Origin of the sequence: Sphingomonas sp. 22176, assembly GCF_052045505.1 — a bacterium.
GTDB lineage: Bacteria > Pseudomonadota > Alphaproteobacteria > Sphingomonadales > Sphingomonadaceae > Sphingomonas.
In genome coordinates, this window is the sequence record NZ_JBQEPL010000004.1 from 90,186 (window position 1) to 105,862 (window position 15,677).

Consider the following 15,677-nt stretch of genomic DNA (forward strand, 5'->3'; position numbering starts at 1 on the left):
GGGCGCGCATGCCCGCAACCGCCAAGATCTGTGGCCTGTCCACGCCCGAGACCCTCGATGCCGCCACCACCGGCGGCGCGAGCCATATCGGCTTCGTCTTCTTCCCGCCCAGCCCGCGCCACTTGAGCTTCGACAAGGCACAGGGTCTCGCCGCGCGCGTGCCGGGGCATGTTGCCCGCGTCGGCGTGTTCGTCGATCCGGAGGACGGCATGCTTGATGCCGCGATCGCCGGGGGCCAGCTCGACGTGATCCAGCTCCACAAGGTCACGCCCGAGCGCGCCGCCGCGGTGAAGGCGCGCACCGGCCTGGAGACCTGGGCCGCGCTCGCGGTGAAGACTCGCGCCGACCTCGTCCCCGCCGCCGGCTTCCGGGGCGCCGCCGACCGGCTGCTCTACGACGCCAAGGCCCCCGAGGGCGCCAAGGTGCCGGGCGGCACCGGTCTGCGCTTCGACTGGACCTTGCTCGACGGCTTCGCCCATCCCCTGCCCTGGATTCTCTCCGGCGGCCTCGATGCCGGCAATGTCGGCGAGGCGATCCGCGTCACGGGTCCCGGGCTGGTGGATGTCTCTTCGGGCATAGAGACCGCGCCGGGCATCAAGGATGTGGACAAGATCGCCGCTTTCCTTAAAGCCGTGGCCCGATCATGACCGCACCAAACTCCTTCCGCGCCCAGCCCGACGACCGCGGGCATTTCGGCCAGTTCGGCGGACGCTTCGTCGCCGAGACGCTGATGCCGCTGGTCCTCGACCTGGAGCGCGAATACACCGCCGCCAAGGCCGACCCCGCCTTCCAGGCCGAGTTCGACGACCTGCTCGAACATTATGTCGGGCGCCCGAGCCCGCTCTACTATGCCGAGCGACTGACCGACGCCCTGCGCGAGAACGCGCCCGAGGGCATGGGTGCCGAGATCTGGTTCAAGCGCGACGAGCTGAACCATACCGGCGCGCACAAGATCAATAATTGCATCGGCCAGATCCTGCTCGCCCGCCGCATGGGCAAGACGCGGATCATCGCCGAGACCGGCGCCGGCCAGCACGGCGTGGCGACCGCCACCGTCTGCGCGCGCTTCGGCCTACCCTGCGTCATCTACATGGGCGCGACCGACGTCGCGCGGCAGCAACCCAACGTGTTCCGCATGAAGCTGCTCGGCGCCGAAGTGGTGCCGGTCACGAGCGGCGCCGCGACGCTCAAGGACGCGATGAATGAGGGCCTGCGCGATTGGGTCGCCAATGTGGAAGACACCTTCTACATCATCGGCACCGCCGCCGGCCCGCACCCCTATCCGGAGCTCGTCCGCGACTTCCAGTCGGTGATCGGCCGCGAGGCGCGCGAGCAGATGCTCAAGCGCACCGGCAAGCTGCCCGATCTGCTCGTTGCCGCGATCGGTGGCGGGTCGAACGCGATCGGGCTGTTCCACCCATTCCTTGACGATGCCGATGTGAAGATGCTCGGCGTCGAGGCAGCCGGCGAAGGCCTAGAGAAGCGCCACGCTGCTAGCCTCGCGGGCGGGTCGCCGGGGATCCTCCACGGCAACCGCACCTATCTGCTGCAGGACGAGGACGGCCAGATCACCGAGGCGCATTCGATCTCGGCGGGTCTCGACTATCCGGGCATCGGGCCGGAACACGCCTGGCTGCGCGACATCGGCCGCGTCGAATACACGGCGGTAACCGATACCGAGGCGCTCGATGCCTTCCAGTTGCTCTGCCGCACCGAAGGCATCATCCCGGCGCTCGAGCCGAGCCATGCGATCGCCGCGGTGGCCAAGGTTGCCCGCACCATGCCGCGCGAAAAGGTGATCCTCGCCAACCTCTGCGGTCGTGGCGACAAGGACATCTTCACCGTCGCCGACGCGCTGGGAGTGAAGATGTGACCCGGCTCGCCAACGCCTTTGCCCGCGCCGCCGCTGAGGGCCGCGCCGCGCTGGTGACCTTCGTCACCGCCGGCGATCCCACGCCAGGTGCCACCGCCGCGATCCTCGACGCGCTCGTCGCGGGCGGGGCGGACGTGATCGAGCTCGGCATGCCGTTCACCGATCCGATGGCCGACGGCCCGGCGATTCAGGCGGCAAACCTGCGCAGCCTCGCCGCAGGCACCACCACCGCCGATGTGCTCGCGATCGCCACGGCGTTCCGCGCGCGCCATCCGGACGTGCCGCTGGTGCTGATGGGCTATGCCAATCCGATGACCCGCCGCGGGCCAGAATGGTTCGCCGCCGCTGCTAGCGACGCGGGCGTCGACGGCGCGATCTGCGTCGATATCCCTGCCGAGGAAGACGACAGCCTCGGCGAGTCGCTCCGCGCCGCCGGGCTGGGTAATATCCGCCTCGCTACCCCCACCACCGATGCCGCGCGCCTGCCGGCGGTGCTGGAGGGGGCCTCGGGCTTTCTCTATTATGTCTCGGTCGCCGGAATCACCGGGCTGCAGCAGGCGGCCACCGCCTCGATCGAAGCCGCGGTCGCCCGCCTCAAGGCCGCGACGGACCTGCCGATCGCGGTGGGCTTCGGCGTCCGCACCCCCGAACAGGCGGCTGCCATCGGTCGCGTTGCCGACGGTGTCGTGGTGGGCAGCGCGATCGTCGAGCTGGTCGGCCGTCACGGCGCGGATGCGGCGGAGCCCGTCCGTGCCTATATCGCTACGCTGAAGACGGCGCTGGTCGCCGCACGCAAGGAAGTCGCATGAGCTGGATTACGCGCGTCCGCAACGCGCTCGCCAACGTCACCACCCGTGGCGAGGAGAGCCCCGACAATCTCTGGCACAAGTGCAAGGGATGCGGGCAGATGGTGTTCATGAAGGAGTTCGAGGAGAACCAGAACGTCTGCCCGCACTGCGACTTCCATGACCGGATCGGCGCCGCCAAGCGCTTCGAGCATCTGTTCGATGCCGGCAGCTTCAAGCTGCTGCCGAGCCCGAAGGTGGCCGAGGACCCGCTGAAGTTTCGCGACTCCAAACCCTACACGGCGCGGATCAAGGCAGCCCGTGCCACCACCGGCGACCGCGACGCGTTCCAGAACGCGAGCGGCACGATCCACGGCCACAAGGCGGTGATCGGCGTGCAGGACTTCGCCTTCATGGGCGGATCGATGGGCCAGGCGGTGGGCGAGGCGTTCATCGCCGGCGTCGAGACCGCGATCGCGGCGCGGGCGCCGTACATCGTCTTCACCGCCTCGGGCGGCGCGCGCATGCAAGAGGGCATTCTCAGCCTGATGCAGATGCCGCGCACCACCGTGGCGATCGAGATGCTCCACGATGCGGGCCTGCCCTATATCGTCGTGCTGACCGATCCGACCTCGGGCGGCGTGATGGCGGCCTATGCGATGCTGGGCGACGTCCAGATCGCCGAACCGGGCGCGACGCTCGCCTTCACCGGCCGCCGCGTGATCGAGAACACCATCCGCGAGAAGCTGCCCGACGATTTCCAGACCAGCGAATATTATCGCGACCACGGCCTGGTCGATATGGTGACGCACCGCCGCGACCTGCGCGACACGCTGGGCCAGCTAATCGGCCTGCTCTGCGAGGCACGCGCGGCAGCGTAATGCTTCAGGGGATGTGCGACCAGTTTGCGCTCCCCTCCCGCTTACGGGAGGGGTCGGGGGTGGGGCTGACCGCAGCGTCGCTCCGCTTCTTCCACATCGATCCCTCCCCTAGCCCCTCCCGCAAGCGGGAGGGGAACGGTGGCTGACTTCGCTCGCTCCACCGATCCCGCCGTGCAAGCCCAGCTCGACCGGCTGACCCTCCTCTCCCCCGGCGCCGACGTCCTCGGTCTGGGCCGCATCACCCGCCTGCTGGAGCGCGTCGGTAAGCCGCATCTCCGCCTGCCACCGGTGCTCCACGTCGCCGGCACCAACGGCAAGGGCTCCACCTGCGCCTTCCTCCGTGCTGCGCTGGAAGCCGCGGGCTTGCGCGTCCATGTCTATTCCAGCCCGCATCTCGTCCGCTTTAACGAGCGCATCCGCCTCGCCGGCACGCTGATCGACGACGCCACCCTTGCCCCGCTGCTGGCCGAAGTGCTCGACGCCGGCGGCGACATCGGCGCGAGCTTCTTCGAGGTGACCACCGCCGCCGCCTTCCTCGCCTTCGCCCGCACGCCTGCCGACGCCTGCGTGATTGAAGTCGGCCTCGGCGGGCGTCTGGACGCCACCAATGTCGTCCCCGCCCCAATCGCCACCGGCATCGCCCAGCTCGGCATCGACCATCAGGCATTCCTCGGCGACACGCTGCCGCAGATCGCCCGCGAAAAGGCCGGCATCGCCAAGGCCGGCGTGCCGCTGGTGACGATGCGCTATGCTCCCGAGATCGCCGCGGTGGTTGCGGCAGCCGGGGTGCCGGTCCTCGCGGAAGGCGCGGACTGGGAATGTGCGGTGGAAGGCGATCGTCTGATCTACCGCGACGCGAAGGGTATGGTGGAAACCCCGCTGCCGACGCTGTCCGGCCCGCACCAGCCCGGCAATCTCGCGCTGGCGATTGCAATGCTGCGCCACCAGGACACGCTTGCCGCTCCTGAGACCGCGCTCGCCGCTGCGGCGACCAGCGCCCGCTGGCCGGCGCGCATGCAGCGGCTCGGCGACGGCCCGCTGACCGCGCTGCTCCCGGCCGGAACCCCGGTATGGCTCGATGGCGGCCACAACGCTGCCGCCGGCACTGCGATTGCCGGCACCGTCGCAGAGGTTGCCGCCGACCGGCCATGCCACCTCGTGCTGGGCATGCTCGCGAACAAGGACCCGGAGGGGCTGATCGCCCCCCTCGCCGCCCGGCTTGCCAGCGTGACCACCGTGCCGATCCCCGGCCATGCCCATCACGCGCCCGCCGAGCTTGCTGCGCTGGTCGAGCGGCTTGGCGTGCCCTTGAGCGGTACTGCTGAGAACGTGGCGGACGCGCTCCGCGCCACCGCCGAACGCATCGAAGGCGGCCCCCCGAGCGCTGTCCTCATCCTCGGCTCGCTCTATCTGGCGGGCGTGGTGCTGGAGGCGAACGGCGAATTGCCCGACTGACGCCGCGCCTCACCTTATTGCGATTGACTATTAATAACAGAATGCGATGATTGCTCCGACGCCCATCGGAGAATCACATGCAGCCGTCCGTCCAGACCCTCGTCACCGCCCTGCCCCAGCTCCAGCCCGAAGATCCGGGCGTGCGGCTGCTGCTGTTCGGCGTCCGCCAGACCGGCGGCAACGGCCTGCACGATGCCAGCACCGCGCACGCCTTCCTGGTCGCGTTCGGCAAGGGCTTTCGCCGCCCGCTGATGCTGCTGCGCACGCTGATGCACGAGATGTCGGCGATGGCCACCGGCCCGGTGCAGATCGCACCCTGGTGCTGCCCGCGCATGACCGCGTCCGAGGCGGCGCTGGTCAGCGCGCTCGGCAAGGTCCGCACCAACCCGCAGGGCGCGGCGCTGCTGCTCGCCGACCTGATCGGCGTCCGCGACGCGACCGGCCTGCTGCCGACCGCACACGCGTTGGCACAAAGCTTCGCCGACCTCGCGCTGCCGCTGGAGCCCTGAGCGCCTAGCGCTCCTGGCCCGCGCTGCCGATCGAGCGGTCGACGAGCCCGCTGCGCATCATCCACCAGTAGAGCGCCACACCCGGCAGCGCGATCACCGTGGTGAACAGGTAGAAGTTCACATAGCCCATCGCCTCGATCAGGCTGCCCGCGGTCGTGCCGGTGATGAACCGGCCGACGATGCTCGCCCCCGCCGAGATCAGCGCATATTGCGCGGCGGTGAAGCGCAGGTCGGTCAGCGCCGAGAAATAGGCGATCACCGTCACCCCGCCGATGCCGCTGGCGATGTTCTCGAAGCCGATCGCGCCCGCCATGCCGATGTTAGAATGCCCCGCCGCGGCGAGCGCCGCGAAGCTGAGGTTGGAGACCGCCATCAGGATCAGGCTGAGCATCACCGATCGCTTCATCCCCATGCGCGCATAGAGCACGCCACCGAGGAAGATACCGAGCATATAGGCGAAAAAGCCGAGCGACACGTCGTAGAAGGCGATCTCGTCGTTGGAGAAGCCGAGATCGTTGAACAGCAGCCGGAAGGTCAGGTTGGCCAGCGTATCGCCGATCTTGTGGACCAGGATGAACAGCAGCACGATCAGCGCGCCTTCGCGAGCGAAGAACTGGAGGAAGGGCCGCCAGATGCCTGCCGCCACCGTCGCGATGCTGCGGCGCTCGGCTGGCGCGCGGTGCCGCTCGGGCTCGCCGACGAGCAGGCCGGTGAGGATCGCCGGCAGCGCGAAGACGGCGCAGGCGGCATAGCCGGCGGTCCACCCCGCCTGTCCGGCAACCACCAGTGCGATCGCACCCGCCGCGACCGAGCCGATCCGCCAGCCATATTGCGACATGCCCGAGCCATAGCCGAGCTCGTGCGGCTGGAGGACCTCGATCCGGTAGCCGTCGATGACGATGTCATAGGTCGCGCCCGCCGCACCCATCAGCACCGCGGCGGTGACGGTGGGCCAGATGTTCGCAGGGTCCGGCACGACCAGCGCCAGGTTGATCGTCGCCGCCACGACCAGCACGCCCGCGACGATCAGCCAGGACACGCGCTGCCCCAGTCGCCCGAGAATCGGGATCGGCACGCTGTCGACGATCCAGGCCCAGAGGAACTTGAAGTTGTAGACGAGGATGGCGAGGGTGAAGGCAGTGACGGTCGACTTGTCGATGCCGGTCTGGGCTAGCCGGGTGGTAAGCGTCGCGCCGATCATCGCGAAGGGAAAGCCGGAGGAGACGCCGAGCGCAAACGAGGCCAGCGGCCCCTTCGCGAAATAGGGCCGCACGCCTTCGGGCAGGTCCGCGCGCCAGTCCGCCGGCGCTGCCGTCCGCGCAAGCAGGAATGCCGCGACAAAGGCAGCAAGCGCCGCACCCCCGCCCCAGTCGAGCGACAGCACCGCGCCCGCCAGCGACTTGGGCGGCGAGAAGAGCGTGAACAACACCGCGAGCGCCAGCAGCGCCGCCCCGACGATGCTTCCGGCGACGAGCAGGCTCGCCCCGCCCCGTCGGCGCCAGGCGATGCTCAGCACCAGCGTCGCGCCCATCGCGAGCAGGCCGAGCAGGAAGGTCATCGACGGCGCGAGCTTGGCGGCGCCCTCGCTCCAGCCCGCGGCGAAGCCATAGCCCGGCAGCACCGCGCCGCCGACACGGGCCCAGGGCACCGCGAGCAGGGCCAACCCGGCAACAAGCGCCGCTTGGGCAAGGACATAGAAGGTGCTGGCGCGGTCGTTCGCCGCGATGGGGGCTTGTTGGTTCGGCATGGAGGCGCGAAACTAGCCGAAAATTCGGGAGAGGATAGCCATGAACGCACCGACCCAGGGCCAGCGCGCGCTGGCGGCGATGCTGGCGCAGGGCGGCGACGCCGGGGCGGGCCCGATAACCCACGTCGACGCAAGCGTTTACACCAGCCCCGAACGCTTCGCCGCCGAGCGCGCGCGCATCTTCGACCGCGCGCCGCTCGTCCTCGCCCCTTCCGCGTTGCTGCCCGAGCCCGGCATGGCCGTGCCGCATGACGGCTTCGGCAAGCCGCTGCTGATCACCCGTGACAAGCAGGGTGCGGCACACGTCTTCCTCAACGTCTGCCGCCATCGGGGCACCCGGCTGTTGGAAGGCTGCGAGGCCGTGACCGCGCCCCGCCTCGTCTGCCCCTACCATGCCTGGAGCTACACGCTGGACGGCCGCCTGACGGGCATCCCCCGCGCCGAGGCCTTCCCCGGCCTCGACAAGGCCGACTTCGCGCTCCGCCGCCTCCCCACCCACGAAGCAGGCGGGCTGATCTGGTTCGCCTTCGACGAAGCGGCGGACTTCAGCCATGCCGACACCCTGGCGCAGGACTTTGCCGCCTTCGATCTCGCCGGGCAACATTGCTTTCGCCGCCGCACCCACCGCGTACCCGCCAACTGGAAGCTGGTGATGGACGCCTTCCTGGAGAGCTACCACATCCAGCGTCTCCACGCCGACAGCATCGCGCCCTTCTTCCAGGACGGCATCTCCGCGGCCGACCGGATCGGCCCGCACCAGCGCTCCGCCGTCGGCCGGGCGGCGAGTATCGCCGAGCTCGAGTCGGAGGACTGGCCGACGCTGCGCGGTGCGATCACCTATACCTACCAGATGTTCCCCGGCGCGGTGCTCGCCGTCAGCCCCGATTACATCAACCTGATGGTGCTGATGCCGCGCGCGGTCGACGAGGTCTGGGTCGAGGACTTCATGCTGATTCCTGAGGTCCCCGCCACCGACAAGGCGCGCGACCATTGGGAGCGCAGCTGGGAGCTGCTGGACGGAGGTGTGTTCGCCTCGGAGGATTTCCGCGCCTGCGCGCTCGCTCAGCAGGGGTTAGAAGCGGGCGCGATCGAGCAGGTAACGCTCGGCGCACTGGAAAAAGGGGTCCGCGTTTTCCACGATGCGGTCGATGCGTGGGTTTCGTGCGACAACATGGCCGTCAACAGTGCGACTCGCCCCTCCGGTCAGGCTTCTGTTCAGGAAAGGGTGCTATAACGCCGGCGTCGTACAAAGGAGTTCGCCATGTCTCGTACCCGCACCCGCGCCGCCACCGCCACCAAGCAGGCCTCGCCGCAGGAAATGGTCGCGAAACTGGCGGTCCTCGCCTCGGTGTTCGCCTGGGCCGGGGTGGTCGTGACCCTGTTCGTCCACTGATCGGCGTCAGCCGCCCAGGAACAGGTTGAAACTGCTGGGCAGGCGGCGCGGCACCTTGCCGCCTTCCAGCACCGCCTCGATCGCATCGATCGCCAGTATCAGGTCGCGCTGCGCATAGGGCTTGGCAAGGCATCCCGCCGCCAGCGCACGCGCGTCTGACGGACATGCCCCGGTCACGAACAGCACCGGCACGCCGCGCGCGAAAGCCGTGCGCGCCACTTCGATCCCGCTGCCGTCCGCCAGGTTGATGTCTGCCAGCACCAGGTCGAGCACGTCGTGCGAGTCGACGATCCGGGTCGCATCCGCCACCGAGTCGACGGTCGCGACGATGGTGAAGCCCGACTCGCGGAGGAAATGCTCGGTATCGAACGCCACCAGCGGCTCGTCCTCGACGAGGAGCAGATGTTCGATCCGCCGCTTCTTCCTACCAAACAACATCCTGTTAGGGCCCCCGAATCAACCGCTTGGCACAGCCCGTAACGCGCGAGTCACAAAGTGGCACCGTATAAATTTTTGCCAGCCCCGCCGAAATCGCTATAGCGCTGCGGTGTCTGACTCCAAGCCTATCAAAACCGCCGGTACGCCGCAGCGTATCGCCAAGCTCCTCGCCCGTGCCGGCATCGCCTCGCGGCGCGAGATCGAACGCATGATCGAAGAGGGCCGGATCGCCCTCAACGGCACCACGCTCGATACCCCAGCGACCATTCTCACCTCGCTCCACGGCGTCACCGTCGACGGCAATCCCGTCGCGGAAGCTACCCCGGCGCGGCTGTTCCGCTACCACAAGGCCGCCGGCCTGCTCACCGCCGAACGCGACTTCACCGGCCGTCCCACGATCTACGACAATCTGCCCGAGGGCCTGCCGCGGGTGATTCCGGTCGGACGGCTCGATCTGAATACCGAAGGCCTGCTGCTGCTCACCACCGACGGCGAACTGAAGCGCGAGCTGGAGCTGCCGTCGACCGGCGTCGAGCGCAGCTATCGCGCCCGCGCCTATGGCCAGGTGAGCCAGGAACAGCTCGAGGATCTGATGCTCGGCATCGAGATCGAGGGCATCCAGTATGGTCCGATCAACGCCAATATCGAACGTCGCACCGGCGCCAATCTGTGGATCGAGATGACGCTGACCGAGGGCAAGAACCGCGAAGTCCGCCGCGTGCTGGAATTCCTGGGTCTCCAGGTCAGCCGGCTGATCCGCACGCGCTACGGCCCCTTCTATCTGGGGGACCTGCCCGCCGGCGATGTCGACGAGATCCGCCAGACCGACCTGATCACCTTCCGCACCGTGCTGGGCAAGCCCGGCGGCGGCAAGGCGGCGTCGAACCTCCAGTTCGCCGTTCGCCAGCGGGTGATCGAGCCGGCCGAGAAGCCGGCCAAGATCGAACCCGAAGGCCGCCGCCGCATAGCCAAGCCCGTGCCGGTGGCCAAGGGTCCGGTGTTCACCGCCCGCGCCACCCCCCAGGCCAAGCCGAAGGACGGCGAGGAACGCCCGCGCACCGGCGGTCGGCTCGGCGTGCGCGAAGGCAGCGAGGGCGGCGTCGGCAAGCCCGCCCGCGCTGCGCGTGCCAAGTCCTTCCGCGACACTCGCGAGCCGCGTGCCGGCGATATGGTCGATCGGCCCCGCGGTCGCCGCGACGCGCGCGGTGAGCAGGGTGCCGAGCGCCCCTGGTCGCGGGATCAGGACGGCGGCGAGCGCGGGCGCACCGCGCGCCCGGGACGTCCTGGCGTCGCCCAAGGCGATCGACCCCGCACGGGCCAATCCCGTTTTGGCGGTGCTGAAGGCGAACGGCCGCGTGGCCCCCGCACTGCACAGCCGGCAGGTGGATCGGGCGACCGCAGCCGTGGACCGTCGCGCTTCGGCGGCGATTCGGCCGAGCGCAGCCGTGGAGCTTCGCGCTTCGGTGGGGACTCGGCCGAGCGCGGCCGTGGACCTTCGCGCTTCGGTGGGGACTCGGCTGAGCGCGGCCGTGGTCCTTCGCGCTTCGGTGGCGACTCCGCTGAGCGCGGCCGAGGTCCTTCGCGCGCCGGTGGAGATTCGGCGGAGCGAGGCCGAGGTCCTTCACGCTTCGGCGGCGACTCGGCGGAGCGGGGTCGTGGGCCGTCGCGTTTCGGTGGCGACTCGGCGGAGCGCAGCCGGGGTCCGTCCAGGTTCGGTGGCGGGGACGGCGAACGGCCTCGCAACTTCCGCAGCGATGGCCCCGCACGCTCCGGTGGTGGCGTTGACGGCGATCGTCCGCGCGGGCCGCGCCCGGGCGGCAATGGCGGTAACGGCGGCAATCGTCCGCAGCGGCCCGGTGGCCCCGGCCGTCCGCCGCGGGGGCGCAGCTGATGCGGATCATCGCTGGAGACTGGCGCGGCCGACCGCTCGCCGCGCCCAAAGGCGACACCACCCGCCCCACCGCCGATCGCACCCGCGAGGCGCTGTTCTCGATGCTCGCGTCGCGGCTCGGCAGCTTCGAGGAACTCGCCGTCGGTGACTTTTTCGCCGGCTCGGGCGCGCTGGGGCTGGAGGCCCTGTCGCGCGGCGCCGCCTCGTGCCTGTTCGTCGAGCAGGATCGTGCGGCGCTGGACGCGCTCAAGGCCAATATCGCCAAGCTCGGCGCCAAGGGCACCGATGTCCGCCCGGGTTCGGTGATGGCGCTGGGCCCTGCCCGCGCGCCGCTCGACCTGATCCTGATGGACCCGCCTTATGGCACCGGCGCCGGCATCGTTGCGCTCGACAAGCTGGCACGGCTCGGCTGGACCGGCCCAGGCACCTGGATCAGCATCGAGACGGGCAAGACCGAGGATGTCGAGCTTGCCGGCTTCGTCGTCGATGCCGACCGAGTCTACGGCAAGGCGAAACTGACCCTGCTCCGCCCCGAATGACCGCGCAGGGCACGGACGCTGTGTCGCCTGCCCTGCTTCATGCCTGGTTGACCGGCAGGTCGCTCGCCCGCGGCGTGCCGGCACCGGAGGCGGATCGGGGTGGCTACCGGGTCGATACCGGCTCCGACAGCGAACATTGTCGCTGGGTCTTCGCCGCGCCAAGTTCGAACCTCTCCGCGCTGGCTCGCGAGATCAACCAGCCCGGATGGCTGATCAAATTGTGCGGCAAAGACGAGATGCTGCGTCGACTGCTGCCGGATGGCTGGCATCTCCACGCCCCCGCCTTCTTCATGCAGTCGGGGACCTGGCCAGCGGCGCGCGCGCTACCGGCCGGCTATCGGTGCGAGACGTCGGTAGTGGGCTCGGTCGCCCATGTCGCTGTCTTCTGCGACGACGGCGACATGGCTGCCTCGGGCTACGCGGCGGAGACCGGCACGGCGTTCGTCTTCGATCGGATCGTCACCGCCCCGGCCCATCGGCGGAGAGGACTGGGCGCAGGCGTGATGGCAGCGCTCCGCGCGACCCGCACCCGCCCCGACATCCCCGAACTGCTCGTCGCAACCGACGAGGGGCGATACCTCTACCAGCGTCTCGGCTGGCGGGTGCTCTCGCCCTACGCGACCGCCGAGTTCGCGGCTTAGCGGCGACGCGTCAGCAGCAGGCCGATCAGGCTGAGCCCGGCGGCACCCGCCAGATACCAGCCGACCATGCCGATGCCGCCGCGCTCGACCAGGGTCTGCGCGATCAACGGCGTAAGCCCACCGCCGAGGATACCGCCCAGATTGAAGGTCACAGACACGCCGGTGTAGCGGACCTGCGCGGGGAACAGGCTCGGCAGCCAGCCGCCCAGCGGTCCGTAGACGAAGCCCATCACGAACAGCCCGGCGGCGAGCCAGACGAACACTGCGAGCAGCGAGCCCCGCACCAACAGCACCGGCATCGCCAGCCCCAGCGGCACCATCGCGATGCAGCCGAGCGCCAGTACCAACGTCGCACCGCGCTTGTCGGCCAGCCAGCCGGCAACGCCGATGCCCAGCGCCATGAACAGGATCGCGGCCAGTTCGGCGCCGAGGAACGCCGCGCGTGGGTAGCCGAGCGTCTTGGTGCCGAAGCCGATCGCGAACAGCGTTGCCACGTAGAACAGCGCGAAACAGGCAACGGTGCCGAGCGTTCCCGCCAGCGTCCCGCCGAGATGGTTGCGCAGCAGCACGCCCAGCGGCACCTGCGGCGGCGGGGCATGCTCGGCGGCCTCGACAAAGGCCGGAGTCTCGGCAATGCGCAGGCGGACCCAGAGGCCGAGGCCTACCAGCGCCGCGCTTGCGAGGAACGGCAGGCGCCAGCCCCAGTCGCGGAAGGCGTCGTCGGTGAGGAAGGCGCCGAGCAGCAGGAACAGCCCGTTGGCGGCGATGAAGCCCACCGGCGCTCCGAGCGGCGGGAAGCTGCCATAGCGGTACGCCCAGCCCTTGGGGGCATATTCCACCGCGAGCAGGCTCGCCCCGCCCCATTCGCCGCCCAGCCCCAGCCCCTGGCCGAAGCGAAGCAGGCACAGCAGCAGCGGTGCCACCCAGCCGATCATCGCGTGACCCGGCAGGCAGCCGATCAGCACGGTGGAGGCGCCCATCAGCATCAGCGAGGCGACCAGGGTCGACTTGCGCCCGAGCCGGTCGCCGAAATGGCCGAACACCAGCCCGCCCAGCGGTCGCGCGAAGAAGGCGACGCTGAAACTGGCATAGGCCGCGACCTGCTGCAGCCACGGCTCCTGCGCGGGGAAGAACAGCGGGCCGAACACCAGCGCCGTCGCCGTCGCGTAGATATAGAAATCGTAGAACTCGACCGACGTCCCCACCAGGCTCGCGAACAGGATGCGGCGGTGGGAGGCGGGCGTGGCGGCATGGGCCATGTGCGATCCTCCGGCCGCCTCCCTCGGGCCAGTCATCGCGCGGGTCAAGTCGCGTTCAGCGGAGCGACAGTTTCGGCACGATATCGAAACCCCGCACTCGCTGCACCGGAAATAGGGAGTCGGATATGCGCGAATCGCCCATCAAGCGTCTGGTCTATGCGGCCGTCTTCAGCCTGCTCGCGGGCGTGCTGGTCGCCGCCTACAACCCCGTCGATCATGTGAAGGCGGATCTCCGCGCCGATACCACCGGCGTGCGGGCCAGCCTGCACCTCGCCGCGCACGATCTGCTGCGCGGCTGATGCGAGAAGGGCGGGACCCTCGTCCCGCCCTTCCGATCAGTGGATGCCGAAGAGGCGGATGCCGGTGAGCATCAGCCAGTAGAGCCCGCCCGAGAGCAGCATCGCGGCCGGCAGCGTCATCAGCCAAGCCAGCGCCATGTTGCCGATCGTCCGCGCCTGCAGCCCGGCGCCACTCCCCACCGACGCACCGGCCACGCCGGACGACAGGATATGGGTGGTCGAAACCGGCACGCCGAGATGATCGGCCCCCATGATCGTTGCCGCCGCGACGATCTCGGCGGCGGCGCCCATGCCATAGGTCATGTGCTGCTTGCCGATCTTCTCACCGACGGTGACGACGATGCGCTTCCAGCCGATCATCGTGCCCAGGCCCAGCGCCAGCGCTACGACGATCTTCACCCAGAGCGGAATATAGCGCGTGCCGCTCTCCAGCCCGTCCTGATAGGCCTTTACCGCCTTCAGCTCCTCGGGCTTGAACCCTTCCGGCTTCTTGGTGGCGAGCTTGGTCGTGTCGAGCACGAGATACATGTCGTTGCGCACGTTTGAGCTGGCGCGCGCCGGCACCTTGCTCAGCGAGCCATAGCCGGCGACCTGCTCGGTCAAGGACTGGGACAGCGCCTCGAGTGCGGCATAGACCTTCGCCCCCTCCGCCTTGCGGTGCTGGAGCGCGTCGGTCAGCGTGACACGCGCCTCGGCCGGGGTCAGCACCACGCCGCCGCTGCGAGGGACGAACACGGCATTGGCGGCCTGTGAGGTCTGGACGAAGGCAGCGGTGGCGCTCGTCGGCAGCGTGCGGTTGAGCGCATAGGCGGTTGGGGCGCAGCCGATCAGGATCAGCATGATCAGCCCCATGCCCTTCTGGCCGTCATTCGAGCCATGGAAGAAAGAGACGGCGGTGCAGGTCCCGATCAGCAGCGCACGGATGCCGTGCGGCGGCGGCGCATCGCCTTCGGGTGCCCGGAACAGCGTCTTCCGCTTGGACAGCGCGACGCGCATCACCACGATGAGCAGCAGCGCGCAGGCGAAGCCCATCAGCGGGCTCCAGAAGAGCGCCGAAAACACCTTGGCCGCCTGGCTCCAGTCGACGCCGGCGGTGCCGCCGCGCGAGCCGCTAAGGATCAGCTGGTTGGCGAAGCCGACGCCCAGCACCGATCCGATCAGCGCATGGCTGGAGGAATTGGGCAGGCCGACATACCAGGTCGCCAGGTTCCAGAGGACGGCGGCGAGCAGCAGCGCGAAGATCATCGCGAAACCACCAACCGAGCCGACGTTGAGGATCAGGTCCACCGGCAGCAGCGTGACGATCGCATAGGCGACCGCGCCGCTCGACGTCATCACGCCCAGGAAGTTGAAGAAACCCGACCATACCACCGCCAGCTGCGCCGGCATCGAGTTGGTGTAGATCACCGTCGCTACCGCATTGGCGGTATCGTGGAAGCCGTTGACGAACTCGAATCCCAGCGCGATCAGCAGCGCGAGCCCCAGAAACGCGAATACGCCCAGTGCGAGCTGCTCGCCCGCCTCGCGGGTGTCGACGACGATGCTCCATCCGGCAAAGGCCAGACCGCCCACCAGAATGGCGACGAACAGGAGCTTGGCTAGAGGATGGGTTTTATCGGTGAATCGGGGACTTCGCGGCAATTCTGCCGACGAAGCCTGGTCCATTGCTAGCGTCGCCATGATATTAGCGCCTTTGGGGATGGCATGTGACGGGGTGATGACAAAGCGTGGGACACACGGGCCTGCTCAGCGCAGGCATTCGGTGTGCCGGATACGCACCACCTTGCCGCTTTGATCCCGCTCCTCCTGACGGCCGGGCACGCAGCCGGGGTCGCGCTTCTGCGGGGCGCGCCACGCGACCACTGCTGCAACGATAGCGAGCGTCAGCACCGCTGCTAGCCGGACCTTCGTCCGGCGAGAGGAAAACCAGTTTGCCATGGGTCTATCTGGCGCCGCCCATAAGCGCC

At 69.1% G+C, this 15,677-nt stretch carries 16 protein-coding genes and 1 pseudogene; 12 read left to right on the forward strand and 5 right to left on the reverse strand.

Annotated elements, in window-relative coordinates:
- Positions 1 to 8 precede the first annotated feature (8 nt).
- The 6 genes from ACTJKY_RS14960 (at position 9) to ACTJKY_RS14985 (ending at position 5,503) form a co-directional block, all read left to right on the forward strand.
- Positions 9 to 647 carry a phosphoribosylanthranilate isomerase gene (locus ACTJKY_RS14960; RefSeq protein ID WP_440846926.1) on the forward strand — a complete coding sequence of 213 codons (639 nt, stop codon included), beginning with the start codon at positions 9 to 11 and terminating at the stop codon, positions 645 to 647.
- Entirely contained in the window at positions 644 to 1,873 is a 1,230-nt protein-coding gene (gene trpB, locus ACTJKY_RS14965; RefSeq protein ID WP_440846927.1) for a tryptophan synthase subunit beta, read from the forward strand. The genes ACTJKY_RS14960 and trpB overlap by 4 nt, the downstream gene beginning before the upstream one ends.
- Entirely contained in the window at positions 1,870 to 2,682 is an 813-nt protein-coding gene (gene trpA / locus ACTJKY_RS14970; protein ID WP_440846928.1) for a tryptophan synthase subunit alpha, read from the forward strand. The genes trpB and trpA overlap by 4 nt, the downstream gene beginning before the upstream one ends.
- Positions 2,679 to 3,539 (forward strand): acetyl-CoA carboxylase, carboxyltransferase subunit beta, encoded by an 861-nt coding sequence (gene accD, locus ACTJKY_RS14975; RefSeq protein ID WP_440846929.1) that lies wholly within the window; start codon positions 2,679 to 2,681, stop codon positions 3,537 to 3,539. Before trpA ends, accD begins: the two co-directional genes overlap by 4 nt.
- Positions 3,540 to 3,677: 138 nt before the next feature.
- On the forward strand, positions 3,678 to 4,994 hold the full coding sequence (locus ACTJKY_RS14980) for a bifunctional folylpolyglutamate synthase/dihydrofolate synthase (protein ID WP_440846930.1): 1,317 nt from the start codon (positions 3,678 to 3,680) through the stop codon (positions 4,992 to 4,994).
- A gap of 77 nt (positions 4,995 to 5,071) precedes the next feature.
- On the forward strand, positions 5,072 to 5,503 hold the full coding sequence (locus ACTJKY_RS14985) for a DUF6628 family protein (RefSeq protein ID WP_121077271.1): 432 nt from the start codon (positions 5,072 to 5,074) through the stop codon (positions 5,501 to 5,503).
- 4 nt (positions 5,504 to 5,507) lie between these two features.
- On the opposite strand, the gene ACTJKY_RS14990 is transcribed toward ACTJKY_RS14985, so the two are convergent.
- Entirely contained in the window at positions 5,508 to 6,830 is a 1,323-nt protein-coding gene (locus ACTJKY_RS14990; RefSeq protein WP_440847111.1) for an MFS transporter, read from the reverse strand.
- A 460-nt stretch (positions 6,831 to 7,290) separates the two neighbouring features.
- Here ACTJKY_RS14990 and ACTJKY_RS14995 point away from each other — a divergent pair, with 460 nt between their 5' ends.
- On the forward strand, positions 7,291 to 8,484 hold the full coding sequence (locus ACTJKY_RS14995; RefSeq protein ID WP_440846931.1) for an aromatic ring-hydroxylating oxygenase subunit alpha: 1,194 nt from the start codon (positions 7,291 to 7,293) through the stop codon (positions 8,482 to 8,484).
- Positions 8,485 to 8,511: 27 nt separating this feature from the next.
- Positions 8,512 to 8,643, forward strand: coding sequence for a hypothetical protein (locus ACTJKY_RS15000; RefSeq protein ID WP_440846932.1), 132 nt, complete (start codon positions 8,512 to 8,514; stop codon positions 8,641 to 8,643).
- A 6-nt stretch (positions 8,644 to 8,649) separates the two neighbouring features.
- Here ACTJKY_RS15000 and ACTJKY_RS15005 read toward each other — a convergent pair whose 3' ends face one another.
- A complete protein-coding gene (locus ACTJKY_RS15005; protein WP_440846933.1) occupies positions 8,650 to 9,081 on the reverse strand; it encodes a response regulator in 432 nt (143 codons plus the stop codon).
- Positions 9,082 to 9,181: 100 nt separating this feature from the next.
- On the opposite strand from ACTJKY_RS15005, the pseudogene ACTJKY_RS15010 reads away from it, so the two are divergent.
- From ACTJKY_RS15010 to ACTJKY_RS15020, 3 genes and pseudogenes are all read left to right on the forward strand, one after another.
- Positions 9,182 to 9,934: pseudogene (locus tag ACTJKY_RS15010) on the forward strand (pseudouridine synthase); the annotation flags it as partial.
- Between the two features lie 1,037 nt (positions 9,935 to 10,971).
- Positions 10,972 to 11,511: a 16S rRNA (guanine(966)-N(2))-methyltransferase RsmD gene (rsmD, locus tag ACTJKY_RS15015; RefSeq protein ID WP_121077279.1), complete on the forward strand. Its 540-nt coding sequence runs from the start codon at positions 10,972 to 10,974 to the stop codon at positions 11,509 to 11,511.
- A 47-nt stretch (positions 11,512 to 11,558) separates the two neighbouring features.
- A complete protein-coding gene (locus tag ACTJKY_RS15020; protein WP_440846934.1) occupies positions 11,559 to 12,152 on the forward strand; it encodes a GNAT family N-acetyltransferase in 594 nt (197 codons plus the stop codon).
- Here the strand turns inward: ACTJKY_RS15020 and ACTJKY_RS15025 are convergent.
- Complete coding sequence (locus tag ACTJKY_RS15025) at positions 12,149 to 13,411, reverse strand: MFS transporter (RefSeq protein ID WP_440846935.1); 1,263 nt, start codon at positions 13,409 to 13,411, stop codon at positions 12,149 to 12,151. The genes ACTJKY_RS15020 and ACTJKY_RS15025 overlap by 4 nt on opposite strands.
- 125 nt (positions 13,412 to 13,536) lie before the next feature.
- On the opposite strand from ACTJKY_RS15025, the gene ACTJKY_RS15030 reads away from it, so the two are divergent.
- Positions 13,537 to 13,710, forward strand: coding sequence for a hypothetical protein (locus ACTJKY_RS15030; RefSeq protein ID WP_440846936.1), 174 nt, complete (start codon positions 13,537 to 13,539; stop codon positions 13,708 to 13,710).
- Between the two features lie 36 nt (positions 13,711 to 13,746).
- On the opposite strand, the gene ACTJKY_RS15035 is transcribed toward ACTJKY_RS15030, so the two are convergent.
- Both ACTJKY_RS15035 and ACTJKY_RS15040 read right to left on the reverse strand, forming a co-directional pair.
- Positions 13,747 to 15,390 (reverse strand): inorganic phosphate transporter, encoded by a 1,644-nt coding sequence (locus ACTJKY_RS15035; RefSeq protein ID WP_440846937.1) that lies wholly within the window; start codon positions 15,388 to 15,390, stop codon positions 13,747 to 13,749.
- A gap of 66 nt (positions 15,391 to 15,456) precedes the next feature.
- The gene (locus ACTJKY_RS15040) at positions 15,457 to 15,600 is read right to left on the reverse strand and encodes a hypothetical protein (protein WP_440846938.1); all 144 of its coding nucleotides are present in this window, start codon (positions 15,598 to 15,600) and stop codon (positions 15,457 to 15,459) included.
- Positions 15,601 to 15,677 lie beyond the last annotated feature (77 nt).